This is a genomic window from Streptomyces sp. NPDC087440 (assembly GCF_044744005.1).
In the GTDB taxonomy this organism is placed as follows: domain Bacteria; phylum Actinomycetota; class Actinomycetes; order Streptomycetales; family Streptomycetaceae; genus Streptomyces.
Map to the genome: position 1 here is coordinate 310857 of NZ_JBIUXN010000006.1, position 15256 is coordinate 326112.

17 protein-coding genes are annotated in these 15256 nt (G+C 72.8%); 6 read left to right on the top strand and 11 right to left on the bottom strand.

The genetic code is table 11. The features are described from left to right. The first annotated feature begins 5 nt into the window (after positions 1 to 5). Both ACIO3O_RS16070 and ACIO3O_RS16075 read left to right on the top strand, forming a co-directional pair. Positions 6 to 230, top strand: coding sequence for a toxin-antitoxin system HicB family antitoxin (locus tag ACIO3O_RS16070; RefSeq protein WP_401745750.1), 225 nt, complete (start codon positions 6 to 8; stop codon positions 228 to 230). After that, a complete protein-coding gene (locus tag ACIO3O_RS16075) occupies positions 217 to 582 on the top strand; it encodes a fic family toxin-antitoxin system, toxin component (RefSeq protein ID WP_401745753.1) in 366 nt (121 codons plus the stop codon). Before ACIO3O_RS16070 ends, ACIO3O_RS16075 begins: the two co-directional genes overlap by 14 nt. Before the next feature lie 36 nt (positions 583 to 618). Here the strand turns inward: ACIO3O_RS16075 and ACIO3O_RS16080 are convergent, their stop codons facing one another. From ACIO3O_RS16080 to ACIO3O_RS16090, 3 genes are all read right to left on the bottom strand, one after another. Next, positions 619 to 780, bottom strand: coding sequence for a hypothetical protein (locus ACIO3O_RS16080; protein WP_401745755.1), 162 nt, complete (start codon positions 778 to 780; stop codon positions 619 to 621). Positions 781 to 803: 23 nt separating this feature from the next. Beyond that, complete coding sequence (locus ACIO3O_RS16085; RefSeq protein WP_401745757.1) at positions 804 to 1625, bottom strand: serine hydrolase domain-containing protein; 822 nt, start codon at positions 1623 to 1625, stop codon at positions 804 to 806. 63 nt (positions 1626 to 1688) lie between these two features. After that, positions 1689 to 2186, bottom strand: coding sequence for a GNAT family N-acetyltransferase (locus ACIO3O_RS16090; RefSeq protein ID WP_401745760.1), 498 nt, complete (start codon positions 2184 to 2186; stop codon positions 1689 to 1691). A gap of 110 nt (positions 2187 to 2296) precedes the next feature. Here ACIO3O_RS16090 and ACIO3O_RS16095 point away from each other — a divergent pair, with 110 nt between their 5' ends. Together ACIO3O_RS16095 and ACIO3O_RS16100 are read left to right on the top strand one after the other, a co-directional pair. Beyond that, positions 2297 to 2767, top strand: a complete 471-nt coding sequence (locus tag ACIO3O_RS16095; RefSeq protein WP_401745761.1) for a MerR family transcriptional regulator — start codon at positions 2297 to 2299, stop codon at positions 2765 to 2767. A gap of 8 nt (positions 2768 to 2775) precedes the next feature. After that, positions 2776 to 3801, top strand: coding sequence for an aldo/keto reductase (locus tag ACIO3O_RS16100; protein ID WP_401745763.1), 1026 nt, complete (start codon positions 2776 to 2778; stop codon positions 3799 to 3801). A gap of 56 nt (positions 3802 to 3857) precedes the next feature. Here ACIO3O_RS16100 and ACIO3O_RS16105 read toward each other — a convergent pair whose 3' ends face one another. The 7 genes from ACIO3O_RS16105 to ACIO3O_RS16135 all read right to left on the bottom strand — a co-directional run bounded on the left by ACIO3O_RS16105 (position 3858) and on the right by ACIO3O_RS16135 (position 12134). Next, complete coding sequence (locus ACIO3O_RS16105; protein ID WP_401745764.1) at positions 3858 to 5069, bottom strand: acyltransferase; 1212 nt, start codon at positions 5067 to 5069, stop codon at positions 3858 to 3860. 189 nt (positions 5070 to 5258) lie between these two features. Then, the gene (locus tag ACIO3O_RS16110; RefSeq protein ID WP_401745766.1) at positions 5259 to 6287 is read right to left on the bottom strand and encodes an alpha/beta hydrolase; all 1029 of its coding nucleotides are present in this window, start codon (positions 6285 to 6287) and stop codon (positions 5259 to 5261) included. Positions 6288 to 6709: 422 nt separating this feature from the next. Further along, positions 6710 to 7390, bottom strand: a complete 681-nt coding sequence (locus ACIO3O_RS16115) for a response regulator (RefSeq protein WP_401745768.1) — start codon at positions 7388 to 7390, stop codon at positions 6710 to 6712. Further along, complete coding sequence (locus tag ACIO3O_RS16120) at positions 7387 to 8889, bottom strand: sensor histidine kinase (RefSeq protein WP_401745771.1); 1503 nt, start codon at positions 8887 to 8889, stop codon at positions 7387 to 7389. Before ACIO3O_RS16120 ends, ACIO3O_RS16115 begins: the two co-directional genes overlap by 4 nt. A gap of 123 nt (positions 8890 to 9012) precedes the next feature. Further along, positions 9013 to 9921: a DUF4429 domain-containing protein gene (locus tag ACIO3O_RS16125; RefSeq protein WP_401745773.1), complete on the bottom strand. Its 909-nt coding sequence runs from the start codon at positions 9919 to 9921 to the stop codon at positions 9013 to 9015. Between the two features lie 84 nt (positions 9922 to 10005). After that, the gene (locus ACIO3O_RS16130) at positions 10006 to 11232 is read right to left on the bottom strand and encodes an alpha/beta hydrolase (RefSeq protein ID WP_401745775.1); all 1227 of its coding nucleotides are present in this window, start codon (positions 11230 to 11232) and stop codon (positions 10006 to 10008) included. 254 nt (positions 11233 to 11486) lie between these two features. Further along, complete coding sequence (locus ACIO3O_RS16135; protein WP_401745777.1) at positions 11487 to 12134, bottom strand: TetR family transcriptional regulator; 648 nt, start codon at positions 12132 to 12134, stop codon at positions 11487 to 11489. A gap of 234 nt (positions 12135 to 12368) precedes the next feature. Here ACIO3O_RS16135 and ACIO3O_RS16140 point away from each other — a divergent pair, with 234 nt between their 5' ends. Further along, on the top strand, positions 12369 to 13862 hold the full coding sequence (locus tag ACIO3O_RS16140; RefSeq protein WP_401745916.1) for an MFS transporter: 1494 nt from the start codon (positions 12369 to 12371) through the stop codon (positions 13860 to 13862). A 185-nt stretch (positions 13863 to 14047) separates the two neighbouring features. Then, positions 14048 to 14425 (top strand): peptidase inhibitor family I36 protein, encoded by a 378-nt coding sequence (locus ACIO3O_RS16145; protein ID WP_401745780.1) that lies wholly within the window; start codon positions 14048 to 14050, stop codon positions 14423 to 14425. On the opposite strand, the gene ACIO3O_RS16150 is transcribed toward ACIO3O_RS16145, so the two are convergent. Continuing rightward, positions 14406 to 15209, bottom strand: a complete 804-nt coding sequence (locus ACIO3O_RS16150; RefSeq protein ID WP_401745783.1) for a potassium channel family protein — start codon at positions 15207 to 15209, stop codon at positions 14406 to 14408. The genes ACIO3O_RS16145 and ACIO3O_RS16150 overlap by 20 nt on opposite strands. Positions 15210 to 15256 lie beyond the last annotated feature (47 nt).

Sequence of the window (15256 nt, forward strand, 5' to 3'; positions counted from 1 at the left end):
GTCGGGTGACGACCAAGACGCAGTTCAACGTCCGGATGTCCGCAGACGCCGTCGCGGCGGCCAAACTGGCGGCGGCGGCCGAACGGATAAGCCTCAACGAGTACATCGAGCGGCTGGTGACGGCCGACACGGACGTCAAGCGGGCGGCGTCGTTGGAGTACGCGGAACAGTTCCTGGACGAGTGGGGCGACTTCATCGAGAGCGAGGTGGCCCGTCATGCTCGCGGTTGATCTGGCCTGGGTGCTCGACGTGGCCCAGAAGGCGGGGGTCGCGGACCCCGCCCCGGAGGATCTCGGAGTGGCCATCGGGGCAGTGGAACGCCACGGTGCGCAGCTGATGGGGCGGCCCGTCTACAACGGGGCGTTCGTACGGGCGGCCGCCCTGGCGCACGGCCTCAGCCTGAACTGGCTGGAGCGGTCCAACGTACGGGTCGCCGCCACCTGCGCCGTGCGCTACCTGCATGAAGCGGGAGTGCCGGTGCGTCCGGACAAGGAGGGAGTGGCACGGCTGACCGCCGAACTGCTCGACCCGCAACGTACGGCGCAGAGCATCGCGGACACCCTCCGGTCACTTCCCCGCTGAGCCCCGCCGGGCGCGGGGATACGGGAACGGGCCCGTTCAGGCCCGTTCCCCGACCCCGCGCCTGCGGGCGCAGAGCCGGGCCAGGCCGACGAAGGCGGAGGACTGGAGGGCCAGGATGAAGGGCCGGTCCGACCACGGGATCGCCGCCAGCGGGGCGATCGCCAGTACGACGCACAACCAGAAGAGCCAGCGGTACACGGTGTGCCGCCCCCTGTCGGGACTCAGGCGGTGCGCGCCTCGGCGAGCACCGCGTCGATGTACGGGGGCCAGGCCTCGGCCGCCCACGGGCCGAAGGCGCGGTCGGTCAGGGCGACGATCGCGAGGGAGGCGTCCGGGTCGACCATCAGGAACGTACCGGACTGGCCGAAGTGCCCGAACGTGCGCGGCGAGGCCGAACTGCCGGTCCAGTGCGGGGACTTGGAGTCGCGGATCTCGAAGCCGAGACCCCAGTCGTTGGGGTTCTGGTGCCCGAAGCCGGGGAGGACGCCCTTGGTGCCGGGGTAGTGCACGGTGAGGGTGGCCTCGGCGACCGTGCGCGGGTCGAGCAGGCGCGGGGCCTGGAGCTCGGCGGCGAACCGGGCCAGGTCGTCGACGGTGGAGACGCCGTCGCGGGCGGGGGAGCCGTCCATGGTGGTCGAGGTCATGCCGAGGGGCTCCAGGACCGCCTGGCGCAGGTACTCGCCGAAGGGGATCTCGGTGGCCTTGGCGATGTGGTCGCCGAGCGCGTCGAAGCCCGCGTTGGAGTACAGGCGGCGGGCGCCCGGCTCGGAGGTCACCCGGGGCTCGTCGTAGGCGAGGCCGCTGGTGTGCGCGAGGAGGTGCCGGACGGTCGAGCCGGGAGGGCCGGCGGGCTCGTCCAGCTCGATGGCGCCCTCCTCGTACGCCACGAGCGCGGCGTACGCGCCCAGCGGCTTCGACACCGAGGCGAGGGGGAACCGGTGCGCGATGTCCCCGTGCACCCCGAGGAGGGTGCCGTCCGCCCGCACCACGGCGGTGGCGGCGGTGGGCACCGGCCAGGACTCGATCATCGACACGCTCTGCATCCTCCGAGCCTAACGGTCGCCCCCGCCCGCCCCGCGCGGGGCTCCCCGGGGCCCCGGTCGACGTCAGAGGGTGAGGCGCATGTCCGGGGCGGAGCGGCGGGTGAAGCCCAGCGCGGTGTACAGGGGCTCCGCCTCCGTGGAGGCGCTCAGGCCGACCTGGACCACCTCCCGGTCGCGGAACCAGGACAGGAGCGCGTCCATGCAGGCCCGTGCGTGACCCCTGCGCCGCGCCCGGGGGTCGGTCGCGACCGAGAAGACGTGGCCCCGACCGCCCGTCGGATCGCCCGGGCCGCCGATGCGGTAGTCGATCGTGCCGACGGCGAGCGACCCCAACCGCCCGCTTCCGTCGGGGTGTTCGGTGACGAAGGCCGCGAAGTCGCCGTCCGGGAGGGACAGTCGCTTGCGCAGCCCCGGCAGGGCCCCGGCCTGCCAGTCCCGGGGGGCGGGCTCGTCGCCCGACATCGAGTCGAGCATGATCTGCCGCAGCCGCAGCACTTCCGCCGCGTCCTCGGCCGTCGCACGGCGCGCCGGGGGAGGGGCGGAGGGGGTCGCATCGTTCATGCGGGGCACGGTAGTCGCGTACGGCAAGATTTTCTTCCGTCGCGTACGGCGGGAATCTCTTCCCGATTGTGCTTGCTTCGAGTGCACTCGAAGGTCCTAGCGTGGTGGACATGACGGTGATCGACAGCAGCCCCGTGCAACTCGCCCCCACCCACCCGCAGGACCCGTGCGCCCCGGGCGGCGGCCACCCCCTTCCCGAGGGCCGCGACCACTACACGATCAGCCAGGTCGCCCACGTCACCGGGCTGACCGCGCACACCCTGCGCTGGTACGAGCGCATCGGGCTCATGCCGCACGTGGACCGCTCGCACACCGGCCAGCGCCGGTTCCGCAACCGGGACCTGGACTGGCTGCGTTTCGTCGGCAAGCTCCGGCTGACCGGCATGCCGGTCGCGGACATGGTGCGGTACGCCGAGCTCGTCCGCGAGGGGGAGCACACCTTCGAGGCGCGCCAGGAGCTGCTGGAGTCCACCCGTCGCGACGTGCGCGCCCGCATCGCGGAGCTGCAGGACACGCTCGCCGTACTCGACTACAAGATCGACCTCTACGCGGATGCGCGTCGGACGTCGGAGAGGTACTGAGACCGAACATGACGGACACCACCTTCCCCATCCCCACCACCCGCCTCGGCGGCCCCACCGGCCCCGAGGTCGGCGTCCAGGGCCTCGGCTGCATGGGCATGAGCTTCGCGTACGGCCCCACCGACGCCGGTGAGGCCCGGGCCACCCTCGAGCGCGCCCTCGAACTGGGCGTGACGATGTTCGACACGGCGGCGGCCTACGGGGACGGGGACAACGAGGAGTTCCTCGCCCCCTTCGTCGCGGCGCACCGGGACGAGATCACCGTCGCCACGAAGTTCGGCCTCGCGATCGACCCCGCGGACAACACCAAGCGGATCATCAGCAACGACCCCGCGTACATCCGCCGTTCCGTCGACGAGAGCCTGACCCGCCTCGGCGTCGACGTCATCGACCTCTACTACATGCACCGGCGCGACCTGAACGTCCCCGTCGAGGAGACCGTCGGCGTCATGGCCGAACTGGTCGCCGCGGGCAAGGTCAAGCGGCTGGGCCTGAGCGAGGTCACCGGCCCGGAGCTGCGTGCCGCGCACGCCGTGCACCCGATCGCGGCCGTGCAGTCGGAGTGGTCGCTGTTCAGCCGCGACATCGAGGCGGGCGTCGTCCCGGCGGTCGCGGAGGTGGGCGCCACCCTGGTCGCGTACTCGCCGCTCGGCCGGGGCTTCCTCACCGGCTCCTTCGCCAGCGCCGAGAAGGACCTCACCGAGGGCGACTTCCGCCGCCACCACCCCCGCTTCAACGGCGACAACGCCGAGGCGAACGCCGCGCTCCTCGACCCGGTCCGCGAGATCGCCCGCGCCCGCGGCATCACGCTCGGGCAGGTCGCCCTGACGTGGGTGCAGCAGCAGGCGCAGGTGCACGGACTGTCGGTCGTCCCCATCCCCGGCACCCGCAAGCGGGCCCGGGTGGAGGAGAACACCGCCGCCACCCGCCTGCGCCTCTCCGCCGACGAGCTGGCCCTCCTCGAACCGATCGCCGGGCAGGTGTCGGGCGGCCGGTACGCGGACATGTCCTTCGCCTCGGCCGGCCGGGAGTAGCGGCCGGGTCCCTGGCAACCGGGCCCCGGGCGGCCGGTCCGGGGGCGGCGGGGCGCTCACGCCAGCCCCAGCGCGAAGACGGTGAAGCCCGCCGCGAGCAGTCCGGTGACTGCCCGGCGGGCCTTCGTCGCGCCCAGCGCGGTGCGCCCCGGGTTCTCGAAGACCCGGGCGTACTTCCCGATGACGACCAGCAGCACCGCGAACAGCGGAATCCACATCAGCCGGGCCGCGATCCACCCCAGGGTGACGGGCGCCTCGGTGAGCCCGGGGATCGTACCGAGGTACGAGGCGGGGACGGCGGCGGCGAGCATCGCGGTCTGGTGCCAGCACAGGATCGTCATCGCCGACAGGTTGATCACGACGACCGGCGCCCACAGCGCGGGCCGCCGCAGCACCCTCCCGATCCGGTCCTTGAGCAGGATCGCGGCACCGCTCTGGGCGGCGGCCAGCGCGAGGACGAGTAGCGACGGCGGGTGCGAGTTCGTACGGTCCTGGCCGGGGACGCCGACCATGGACGCCGGGTAGTGGAAGGCCAGGAGCAGCACGGCGAACAGGACGGTGCCGCCGATCAGCAGTACGTACGCGGCCCGCTTCCCGAGCCGCTTCTCCCCCCATGCGACCCCGAGTTGATACGCGAACAACCATCCCGGCAGCAGGTTCAGCAGACTCACCCAGGACGGCACGGCCTCCGCGTACGGCCCGTACCGCAGGAAGTCGACGACCGCGACGGACCCGATCAGCGGGACGGCCGACCAGGCCCCCGCCCGCCGGGCGACCCGTACGCACACGGGCGTCAGCGCGGTGATCACCGCGTACACCCCCACGAACCACAACGGCTGCACGACCAGCTTCGCCCCGGTCCGCAGGGTGGCCTCGGGCACCCCGAGCCCGTACAGCAACGGCACCGTGAGCGCCCACACGGCGGTCACCCCGAGCACGGGCCGCCCCAGCCGCACCAGCCGCCCCTTGAGCCACTCGACGCTGGTCCCCTGGTGCCTGGTGTACGAGAGAACCGCCGCGTACCCGCCCACCAGGAAGAAGATCCCCAGCATCTGAAGCACCCAACTCAGCGGCGAGAGCCCGGAGAAGGTGCTGAGCGGACTGGCGTTGTGCAACGACCCGACCTCGGCATCAACACGGAACCCCCCGAGCAACCAGTGCCCCGTGGGCACCGCCAGCAGGGCAAGCGCCCGCAGCCCATCGACGGCCCGGTCCCGGTGGACGGGCGTCCGCGCATCAACCTTCGCGGCAAGAGAGTTGAGTGACATGGGAGTTCCTTCGATCTCTGGGAGGGAGCGCCCCTTCAGGGGCGCGGGGAACTGCGCGACCAGCCACAACGCACCCGCACAAAACCGCGCACAGCGCCGCAGGCTTTAGGTGAAGGGGCGGGGCTGGGGACCCTTTGCCCAGCCGGTACGGGCTGAACGATCTGCCTGGCAGCGGGCCCCACCGGGCACTCACCCCGCCTCCCGGGCAACCACCCCGAACCCCCGCAACGACTCCGTCCCCGGCACGAAGTACCCGGTATGCCCCACCGCGTCATCCGCCGCTATCCGCCGCGCCCCAAAAGACGCCGAGGCGGGGTCCACCCCATGCCCCACCCCCAACACCTCGACATTCGGAACGCGCCCGACCCAGTCCGTCGGATCCTTCGCCGCCCACACCCGCGCCGAAGTCCCCAGCTCCGCCGCCGAGTCGGCCCGCATCCCGGGCGAGCCGAACGCCACGATGTCCGCAGCATCCAGCCGCGCCGCCGCCAGCCCGCACACCACCGACCCGTAGCTGTGGCAGAACACCGCCGGGTCCGGCGCCCCCACCGCGTCCAGCCCGTCCGCGAACCGGGCCAGCCGCTCCGCGCCCGCCTCCGCGAGCCCCCCGGTCGCCGCGTCGACGCCGACGCCGACCGGGGTGGTGTACCCGGCCCAGGCCACGACCGCCGTGTCCGGACCCGTCTCGCCGCGCAGGCTCCGGGCCATCCCGGCGGGCGTCCCGTACGGGTCGTTCTTCCGGTCGAAGCTCCCCGCGTCGATGTCCGACCCGGGCACGATCACCGCGACGTGCCGGGCGCGACCCAAGTCCCCGTACACCTCGGCCACTTGGCCGCGTCCGCGCGGGTCGAAGGCGAGGATCTGCCGCACCGGCGCGAGCAGCCGCCCGAAGCGTCCGTCGGCGGCGAGGGCCGCCCGGTTCGCCGCGTACCGCAGGGCGACGGGGGCGCCGTCGAGGTTCCCGACGACCAGGGGGTGCCGCCGTACGAGCTCCGCCCGCCGCTCGGGGCTCAATCCCCGGAAGAAGGCGGCCACCTGGTGCGGAGTGCTGCCCGCCGGATCGATCAGCCCCTCGCTCCGCCAGGCGGCGGAGCCCGGCGGCGGTCCGGTGACGGGGGTCTGCGCGTCGGCGGAGACCCATCCCGCGGTGCCCGCGACCATCGCCGCGACGAGCGCGACGGCGGCGAGCGTCCTCCTGAATCGGTGCGACCGCTGCATGGCCCCGCCCCTTTCCGCACCTCGCGGCCCTTCCGCGGTGTGCTGTCCTGACAGCACGGAAGGTAGGAAGAAGGTGGGTCGGACCGCGTCACACCAGGGAGCCAACTCGCGAGTGATACCGCAGTACGGGAGGTTTTCCGCAGGCGGGAGGGGGGTGCTGCCCCCACCCCCGGGCGTACGGTTGCCTCCCTCGGCCGGTGGGGGAACAGGGCTCGCACGACCGCCGCGCCGCCCCCGCGCCGACCGCGAGAACGCACCCTGTGGCGCACGTCACAGTCCTCGTATCCCGCAGGTACGGTCTGGTCCTGGCCGCACCGGCCCACGCCGACGGGGGCAGGACCCGCGCATGCCCGCTCGGTCGCCCGGTCTCGGCCCGCACCCTCGGCCGCCCGGTCTCGGCCCGCGCCCTCGGCCGACCCGTCTTACCCCGCGTCGCCCGGGGCCACCAGCCCCGACTCGTACGCGAAGATCACCGCCTGGGCGCGGTCCCGCAGGTCCAGCTTGGCCAGCACCCGGCCGATGTGGGTCTTGACCGTCTGCTCCGCCAGGATCAGCCGGTCCGCGATCTCCTGGTTGGAGAGACCGCGTGCGATCAGCTCCAGCACCTCGGTCTCGCGCGGGGTGAGCCCGCTCAGCCGCAGCGCCGGGTTGCGCCGGGGGACCGGCCGCTGGGCGGCGAAGTCGGCGATCAGGCGCCGGGTCACCGAGGGGGCGAGCAGCGCCTCCCCGGCCGCCACGACCCGTACCGCCGCGATCAGGTCGGCGGGCGGGGCGTCCTTCAGCAGGAACCCGGAGGCCCCGGCGCGCAGGGCCTCGTACACGTAGTCGTCGACGTCGAAGGTGGTCAGCATCAGCACCTTCGGCCGCCTCTCAAGGCCCGGCGGCGGGTTGAGGATCTCCCGGGCGGCGGCCAGGCCGTCCATCTCCGGCATCCGTACGTCCATCAGCACCACGTCCGGATGGGTGTGACGGCTGACCTCCACACCCTGCCTGCCGTCGGGGGCCTCGCCCACCACGTCGATGTCGGCCTGCGCCGAGAGCAGCGCGGCGAATCCGGCCCGCACCATGGCCTGGTCGTCGACGATGATCACGCGAATGGTCATGGGGCGGAGGCATCCTTCTGTTCGGGCTCGTCGTGCTCGTCGTGTTCGCCGTGCTCGTCGGGCCTGTCGGCAGCGGGCGGCTCCGCGGCGGCGGACGCCGTCAGCGGCAGCCTCGCCGCCACCCGGAACCCGCCGTCCGGCAGCGGACCGGTGTCCAGCGTGCCGCCGGTCAACCGTACGCGTTCGCGCATCCCGACCAGCCCGTGCCCGCCCGCCCCCTTCGCCTCGACCCGCGACGTCGGCTCCGGGGCGGGCCCGTTGACGACCAGCACCAGCAGGTCCGGCCCCTCCGGGCGCACCGACACCCGGGTCACCGCCCCCGGCGCGTGCCGCACCACGTTCGCCAGGGCCTCCTGCACGATGCGGTACGCCGACAGGTCCACCGCCTGCGGAACCGCCGGGCTCCCGGGCCCCGGCCCCAGCTCCGCGGCGATCGACAACTCGGCCGGAACCCCGGCCCGTACCGTCGCCTCCACCAGCTGCTGAATCCGGTCCAGCCCCGGCTGCGGCGCCCGCTCGCCCTCCGTGCCCTCGCTGCGCAGCACCACCAGCAGCCGCCGCATCTCCGTCAGCGACTCCCGCGCACTGGCCGCGATCGAGGCGAACTCCTCCTGCGCCGCGTCCGGCAGCCCGCCGATCCGGTACGGCGCGGAGTCGGCCTGCACGGTGATCATCGACATGTGGTGGGCGACCACGTCGTGCAACTCCCGGGCGATCCGGGTGCGTTCCTCAAGGAGCGTGCGGTGGGCGCGCTCCGCCTCGCTGATGGTCTCCTGCTCCACCAGCGCCCGCTGCGCCTCGCCGCGCTCGCGCAGCGCCCCGCCGATGATCAGCACCGCACCGGCGAGCACGATCGTCAACACCTGGGTGCCGTCGCTCAGTTCCGGCTCCAGCTGACCGAGCACCAGCCCCGTGACGGCGGTGACCACCCAGACGCCCACCAGCGCCGCCCGCCGCTCCCGCAGGGCCAGCCCGAAGAGCAGGAACAGCATCCCCACGATCGTCGGCGCGGGCCACGGCCAGATCCCCTTCCCCGGTTGCAGCGGCCCCACCAGGAACGTCGCCGCCGCCACCCCGGACGGGAACACGACCCACCACGCCTGGAGCGGCCGGTGGGCGATCAGCAGCAGCGGCAGCGCCTGCCCGGCGCCGACCGCCCCCGCGATGCCGCCGGACAGTCCGTAGTCGTTCGTCAGCACCTGGATGGTGACCGGCAGCAGCACCGCCGTCAGGGCCAGCGCCACCGCGTACGGCAGCAGCCGCTGCCAGCGCTTGGGGGCGTCCGCCAGCAGGGGAGCGGCCGGGTGGGAGGAGTGCGTGAGCGCGTACAGCATCTCCCGCAGCAGCCGCCCCGCGGCAGCGACCGGCCCGCCGCGCCCGGCGGCCCGCGGGGCGGACGTCGGCCCGGACGTCGGCCCGTGCGGGGGCCCGGACGGGGCGGACGCGGGTCTCGGCGGGGCGGTGGGGCGCGGCGGCGGAGGCGGTGTCGGTTCGTTCATGGCTTCCTCGGCCTAGGCACCGGACATGGCTTCCTCAGCCTAGGCACCGGACCCGTTTGCGCACGTCATACCGGGGACCGGAACCCGGCCTCATACCGTGGTACCAGAAGCCTCCGCCCGCCCCTACAGCTCCGCCAGCAACTCCGCCTTCTTCGCCGTGAATTCCTCGTCCGTGACCAGACCCGCCTGGTGCAGCTCGCCCAGGTGCCTGATCCGTTCCGCGATGTCCGCCGGGTCCCTGCGCCCCGCACCGACCGCGTCCACCGACACCCGGTCCAGGGCCGCAGCCGCCGGAACCGTGCTCCGTACCGCCGCGAGAACGGCCGCCGCGAACGGCAGCGACTCGTGCACCGGCCCGTACCCCAGCCCGAACACCACCGCCGCCGGGTCCTGGTCGGCGGGCCCGGCAACCGTCCCGCCTTCGGTGGACCCGTCGCGCCGCAGCAGCCGCAGGTGCCCGTCGAAGAAGTCGGGGGAGCGCCACTCGACCCCGCCGAGGGAGGCCACCGGGAAACTCTGGTCGCCGACCTTCCACTTGGCGGAGGAGGCCCCGGTCCAGAACCACCGGAACGTCACCTGGGTCCCGTCGAACCCGGCCTTCCCGTCGTACGCCTTGAACTGCAGCGGCCCCTCGGGCGGCGCCACCAGGAACCGCTCCGCGGGCTCGCCCTCGGCGAGGCCCGTGTCGGCGCCCGCCGCGCGCACCTGCTCCCGCAGCTCGTCCGCGTAGTACTCCGCGAGCACCTCGCGCTCCGCGGGCAGCACCAGCCGGTACGGGTCGCAGCCCTCCTTGAGCTGTCCCGCGGCGGCGTCCATCAGCGGATCGGCGCCGCGTCTGGGCACCGCGTGCAGCACCACCGTGCCGCGCTTGCCCGGGGTCAGCGTCACGTCGGCCAGCGCCTCGTGCGGGATGCGCCGCTCACCGAGCGCGGAAAGCAGCTTCGGCGTACGTATCCCCCGTTCGAAGCGGATGAGCACGGAGTCGCTGTCGAACTCCCAGGTGGCATGAATTCCGGCCAGCACATCACCCATGCGGCTCATCGTATGCGGCGTCCGCCCACTCGTCGCCCCTCGGCGACCCGCCCGATTCCCGGCCTTCTACGCGCGTCGGACACCTCAGACCCCCTCGCCGGGCCCGCCGGGACCGCTCGCGATCCCGTCCCGGCAGGCCGTCTTGCCGTCCGCGCAGTCCACCTCGGCGTACGCCCCGACGCCGATCCGCGCGAAATTGCCGATGCTGTCGGTCCCCGGAACGAAGTACCCGGTGTGCCCGACGGCGGTCCTCGCCGACAGCACCCGCGCCCCGAACTCCGGCGAGACGGGGTCGCTGCCGTGCCCGAGCCCGCCGAGCTCCAGGTGCGGCACGTCCGCGATCCAGTCGTCGGCGTCCCGCATCGCCCACACCCGGGCGTCCGAGCCCAGGTCGGCGGCGGTGTCGGCACGCATCCCGGGGCTGCCGGAGACCGCGATGTCGGTGACCCGGTCCGGCAGTTCGCGGGCGGCGAGCCCGCACACCACCGATCCGTAGCTGTGGCAGAACAGCGCCACCGGCGCCCGCCCCGGGAGCACCCCGGCCAGCGCGACCAGCCGCCGCGCCCCCGCCTCGGCGGGTGCGCCGACCATGGCGTCCATGCCGAGCCCGGCGGGCGCGGTGTAGTCGGCCCAGGCGATCACGGCGACCTTCGTGTCCGGGTCGGCCTTGCGCTCCTCGTCGTACAGGGAGGTGGCCATGCCGACGGGCGAGGAGTAGCGCAGGAAGGTCCGCTCGAAGTTCACCACGTTGGTGTCGACGCCCGGCACCACCACCGAGATCCGCTCGGCCCGCTCCAGGTTCCCGAAGACCTCCGCGACCCGCCCGCCGCCGTCCGGGTCGAACGCCAGCACCTGCCGCTTGTCGCGCAGCAGCGCCGCGAACCGGTGCATGCGCCGGTCGGCGTCCGCCTTGCCCGCACGGGACAGCCGGTTGTCGTGCACGCGGGCCGCCTCGGTGTCCCGGGCGGTGGCGAGCGCGTACCGGTTCGCGGAGTAGCGCAGCGGGACGGGCGCCCCGTTGAGGTTGCCGACGACCAGCGGGTGCTTGCGGGCCAGCGCGGTCCGCCGCTCGGGGGCGAGCCCGTCGAAGAAGTGGGCCACGCTGGTGGGGCTGCCCGTGGGGTCGGGCAGCCGGCGGCCGTCGAAGCTGCCGGTGCTCCAGGCGGTGAAGGCCTCCTTGAGCGACACGTTCGCGTCGCGCTGGTGGTGGATGGCGGTCCAGCCGGTGATCGCGAGCATCACGAACACCACGGCCAGCGCGAGCAGCGCCCGCCACGCGGTCAGGGTGGGGGAGGAGTCTGGGGAAGTCACTGCGGGACACCCTAGGAGAATCCCCGGGGTCCGTGTCCATTCCGTGATGCGGATCACGTTTCGATAAAGGTGCTCAGGTCAGGGTGTGTATACGGGTGCTCCAGGCAACCCGTACCTGTTCGGGCCTACCGCGCCTGTCAGCCACATGACGGCGTGTACCGGCCACATCGCGGCCCGTCGCGGCGGCTCCCCGGCGCGTCCTTCCGGACCCGGGCCTCAGCGCCAGTCCCCGCCCGGCGCGGGCTCCCGGCGCCTCAGCGCCAGTCCCCGCCCAGTGCGGGCTCCAGGAGGTCCAGGCAGCGTGCCGTCATCTCCCGGATCGCCTCCAGGCTGGCGTCCTCCCGCTGCCCCCACATCCGTCCGGTCAGCCGCATCACCCCGCCGAACGCGGCCACCGCGATCCGCGGCCTGAGGTCCTCGTCCACGTCGAGGCCCTCCCGCTCGGCGATGACCGTCGCGATCGCGTCCTCCAGCTCGGTGGATCGCCGCAGATGGACGGCGAGGAGCGCCGGGGTCGACTCGATCATCTGGTACGTCCGCATGTGCAGCTCGATCGGGACCACGGCCTGGATCGCCTCGCCCACCGACTCCCACGCCCAGGTCACCGCGTTGCGCAGCGCGGTGAGCGGGTTCTCGTGGGGAGGCCGCTCGCGGACCGCGTCCAGGAAACGGGCCTCCACCATCGCGACCACCGTGAAGGCGACCTCTTCCTTGGAGGCGAAGTAGCGGAAGAAGGTGCGCTGGGAGACCTCCACGGCCTCCGCGATCTCGTCGACGGTGGTCCGCTCGTACCCCTGTGTGGTGAACAGCTCCAGTGCGACGCGCAGCAGGGAGTCGCGGGTGCGGCGCTTCTTGCGCTCACGCAGCCCGGTCGGTCGCACCGCTGCCAGCTGCTCCGCCATCGTTCTCGGGTCCTGCTCTCTCGATTTCGCCTGCTCAGCTTACCTGTGAGCTACGTGACAGTTACCGGCTTGTGAATTGGTTCGTCAACTGTCAGTGGCTGTCACTAATCTGGAAGCATGACTGCACAGACCACGCTCGACAAGGTGCCGCCGGGCCCCGACCCCGTACCGCAACAGACCAAGGGGCTTCGCGGCCACCCGTGGCTGACGCTCTTCGCCGTGGCGATCGGCGTGATGATGGTCGCCCTCGACGGCACCATCGTCGCCATCGCCAACCCCGCCATCCAGAAGGACCTCGGCGCCTCGCTCGCCGACGTCCAGTGGATCACCAACGGCTATCTGCTCGCTCTCGCGGTCGCCCTGATCACCGCGGGCAAGCTCGGTGACCGCTTCGGCCACCGCCAGACCTTCCTGATAGGCATCGCGGGCTTCGCCGCGTCCTCCGCTGCGATCGGCTTCTCCACGGAGATCGGCCTGGTCATCGCCTTCCGCGTGCTCCAGGGCCTGTTCGGCGCGCTGCTCATGCCGGCCGCGCTCGGCCTGCTGCGCGCCACCTTCCCCGCCGAGAAGCTGAACATGGCGATCGGCATCTGGGGCATGGTCATCGGCGCCTCCACCGCGGGCGGCCCGATCGTCGGCGGCCTGCTCGTGGAGCACGTCTCCTGGCAGTCCGTCTTCTTCATCAACGTGCCCGTCGGCGTCATCGCGCTCGCCTTCGGCCTGGTCGTCCTGCGCGACCACCGCGCCGAGAACGCGCCGCGCTCCTTCGACATCCCCGGCATCGTGCTGCTCTCGGGCGCGATGGGCTCGCTCGTCTACGGCCTGATCAAGGCCGGTGAGTCCTGGGGCTGGGACGGCACCAACACCTGGCTGTGCGTGGGCGGTTCGGTCGTCCTCTTCGTGGTCTTCGGGATCTGGGAGACCAAGGCGAAGGAACCGCTGATTCCGCTGGCCATGTTCCGCTCCGTGCCGCTGTCGGCCGGTGTGGTCCTCATGGTGCTGATGGCGTTCGCCTTCATGGGCGGCCTCTTCTTCGTGACCTTCTACCTCCAGGGCGTGCACGGCCTGAGCCCGGTCGACAGCGGGCTGCACCTGCTGCCGCTGACCGGCATGATGATCGTCGCCTCGCCGGTCGCGGGCCTGCTCATCACCAAGTTCGGGCCGCGCGTGCCGCTGGTCGGCGGCATGGTCTGCACCGCCGTCGCCATGTTCGGCATGTCCCAACTGGACGTCGGTACCGGCACCCTGACCATGTCGCTGTGGTTCGGCCTGCTCGGTCTCGGCCTCGCCCCCGTCATGGTCGGCGCCACCGAGGTCATCGTCGGCAACGCCCCGCTGGAGCTCTCCGGCGTCGCGGGCGGCCTCCAGCAGGCCGGTATGCAGGTCGGCGGCGCGCTGGGCACGGCCGTGCTCGGCGCGGTGATGTCCTCGCGGGTGAGCGCCGAGTTCGGCGGCAACTGGAAGGACGCCGGGCTGCCGGGGCCCGCTCCGGCCGGTCTGGAGCAGGCCGCCGAGTTCGGCATGGTCCCGGCCGAGGCCGCCAAGGCGCCGGGCATGACGCCGGAGGGGTTCAAGGTCGTCACCGGTGTCATCCATGACACGTTCGTGTCGGGCATGGGCTTCGCCTTCACCATCGCGGGCGGCGTCGCCGTCGTTGCGGCCCTGGTCGCCTTCCTCACCAAGCGCGGCGAGAACGCGGACGCGGCAGGCGGCGGCGTCCACATCTGACCCGCTCCCGGATCCCTCCGGTCTCTCCGGACGCGTCAATTCCGCGCCCACACAGCCCCGCCGGACCGGTTCCGGCGGGGCTGTCGCCTATCCGGGTGATCCGCCGCAAGCCCCCTTCCGTACCCCTGTTTCCGCAGGTCACAGTGCTGACAAGCGATCGACCGTACGCAACCGGGGGGACCCTCATGAAGCTGCTCGCCACCACCGCACTCGCCACCACCGCGCTGGCCGCCGGCGCCCTGCTCCCGCAGAGCACCCCGCCCGCCCGCGCGGCCGTCCAGCTCGGCACCTGCGCCGCCGGTGAGCTCTGCCTCTGGCAGAAGCCGGACTTCAAGGGCAAGCGGTACGCCCACGAGCTGTCCGGCACCGACATCGAGAGCTGCATCCCGCTGCCCCCGGGCGCGGACGCCCAGGCCCTCGCCAACCGCACCGGACGCCCCGTCACCACGTACCAGTCGGCGGAATGCGCCGAGACCGGTGAGTTCGACACCTACCCCGGCAAGGGCAGCTGGGTGCCCCAGTCGCCCTACCGGGTGCGGGCGTTCAAGATCTGGGAGAGGTGAGGCCGGGAGACTGTATTCCGGGTGACTGGGCGGGGACCTCGGGGACCGTCTCCGCGGCGCTGAGCCGCCCCACCTCGGCCCGCAGCTCCTTGATCTCCGTCGTCAGGGCTTCGAGGAGCGCCGTCTGCCGGCGCTCCTCGGCGTCGTCCCGCTCGAAGCGGGAGATGAACCAGGCCGCAATGTTCGCCGTGACCACACCGAGCAGCGCGATCCCCGACAGCATCAGGCCCACCGCGATGAGCCTGCCGAGGCCGGTGGTGGGGGAGTGGTCCCCGTAGCCGACCGTGGTCATCGTGGTGAAGGACCACCACACGGCGTCACCCAGCGTCTTGATGTTCCCGCCGGGAGCGTCCCGCTCGACCTCCAGGACGGCCAGCGAGCCGAACATCAGCAGCCCGACCACCGACCCGCCCACGTACGCGGTCAGCGTTATCTGCGGCGACATCCGCGCCCGCCGCCCCACCAGCAGCAGCGTCGAGACCAGCCGCAGCAGCCGCAGCGGCCTGGCCAGCGGCAGCAGCACCGCGATGAGGTCCAGCGGATGGCTGCGGACGAACAGCCACTTCGCCGGGGCCAGCACCAGCCGCACCAGATAGTCCAGCGCGAACGCGCCCCACACGGCCCACTCCGCCCACAGGCACGCCCGGTGCACCCCGCGCGGGGCGTCCGGGGCCACGATCGGGACGGCGTACGCGACGGCGAAGGCGAGCGCCAGGACCAGCAGCGGCGTCTGGGTGTGCCGCTCCCACCGGAGCTGGGCTGTCTGCTGCTTCATGCCCGGCATCGTAAGACGCACGAAGGCGGTGGGAGCCCGAGGGCTCCCACCGCCTT